Here is a 1,758-nt window from a genome sequence, read left to right as displayed (position 1 = left end):
TGAGGCAACTGAGACTGCCTTTCACGTGGAAGGTTACGAAAAAATCGAGTTTGGACTGGAGTTTGTTGATGGCTTGTTTAACATCAACAATTCAGCGCTGGCATCGCAATATAAAGCGTTTGGGCGCTGTTTGGCAGTGGTGGACCACACCGTTAATCGCCTCTATGGATTGCAGCTTCAGGAATACTTTCAGCACTACGGCATCGATTTGACAATTTTTGCCATCACGATCGAAGAACCCGCCAAAACGATAACGACCTTTTCGGCGATCGTCGATGCCTTTGCTAGTTTTGGTTTGGTGCGGAAGGAACCAGTGCTCGTTGTCGGCGGTGGGCTGGTGCTGGATGTGGCGGGGTTTGCCTGCGCCGCGTATCGTCGCAGCACAAACTTTATTCGCGTGCCCACAACGCTGATCGGCTTGGTGGATGCAGGCGTGGCGATCAAAGTTGCGGTCAACCACAGCAAGCTGAAGAACCGATTGGGCGCGTATCATCCGCCTAAGCACGTGTTTCTGGATTTCTCGTTTTTGCGGACGCTGCCCACGGACCAAGTCCGCAACGGCATGGCGGAACTGGTCAAGATTGCTGTGGTATCCAACGCGCAGGTGTTTGACTGGCTGGATCAATACGGCGAAGAACTGCTGCACACGCACTTTGGCTATTTGGGCGGCAGTGATGAGTTGCGCGACGTGGCGTACAAGGTGAACTACGAGTCGATCAAGACCATGCTGGAGCTTGAAACGCCGAACCTGCATGAGTTGATGCTCGATCGCGTCATCGCCTACGGACACACGTGGAGCCCGACGCTGGAATTGGCTCCTTCGGTGCCTTTGCTGCACGGTCACGCGGTGAACATTGACATGGCGCTGTCTGCCACGATTGCAGCGGCGCGGGGCTACATTTCGACGCAAGAGCGCGATCGCATTCTCGGTCTGATGAGCCGTTTGGGGCTAACGCTGGATCATCCGCTGCTAGACAGCGATTTGGCGTGGCGAGCTACCCAGTCGATTATTCAAACGCGGGATGGCTTGCTGCGAGCGGCAATGCCTCGACCGATCGGCGAGTGCTTTTTCGTCAACGACCTCAGCCGCGAAGAACTGGACGGGGCGTTGGTCGAACACAAGCGTCTTTGCGCGGACTACCCACGGGCAGGCGCAGGCATCGACGCCTATGTGGGCAGCACGGCGCAGTCGCTGGTTGGGAGTTCAGTGTCATGACAGGTGTGATTCAACAGTCAACGGCGGCAGAACCCGCGCGGCCTGTGACGCCGTTGGGCATTGCAGTGCAGCATCTTGACGCAGCGGTAGCCGCCCTAAAGGACACACTGATCAACGTTGCCGAGAACATTCAAACTGCCTTTCAGCTAACGGCTGGTTTGGACCCGTATCTGGAAGCCTGTACGACGCCGGAATCGGCAGCGCTGGCGGCGATCGCCCAAAAGACCAGCAAGGAGCCGTGGAGCCAGCGATTTTCGGATGGGGAAACGGTGCGGCAGCTAGAGCAGGAAATGCTGTCGGGGCACGTGGAAGGACAGACGCTGAAGCTGTTTGTTCATATGACTCGCGCCCGTCGCATTCTGGACATTGGCATGTTCACGGGCTACTCGGCGTTGGCAATGGCGGAGGCGCTTCCTGCGGACGGCACGCTCGTCGCCTGTGAGGTCGATGCCTACGTCGCCGAGTTTGCTCAGCAGCTATTTCAGCAATCTCCTCACGGCGACAAGATCCGCGTGGAGTTGGGTCCGGCACTAGAGACGCTC

At 57.3% G+C, this 1,758-nt stretch carries 1 protein-coding gene and 1 pseudogene; both read left to right on the top strand.

Annotation, left to right across the window (positions count from 1 at the left end):
- Positions 1–1,216 (top strand): sedoheptulose 7-phosphate cyclase (locus tag H6F43_RS22860; RefSeq protein WP_190340004.1); only part of this gene is annotated, 1,216 nt, incomplete at its 5' end.
- A pseudogene (locus H6F43_RS22855) lies at positions 1,213–1,758 on the top strand (SAM-dependent methyltransferase); the annotation flags it as partial. The gene H6F43_RS22860 and the pseudogene H6F43_RS22855, both read left to right, overlap by 4 nt.

The sequence above is a fragment of the Leptolyngbya sp. FACHB-36 genome, from assembly GCF_014695955.1.
GTDB lineage: Bacteria > Cyanobacteriota > Cyanobacteriia > Leptolyngbyales > Leptolyngbyaceae > FACHB-36.
This window is presented reverse-complemented; position numbering and strand designations above follow the sequence as displayed.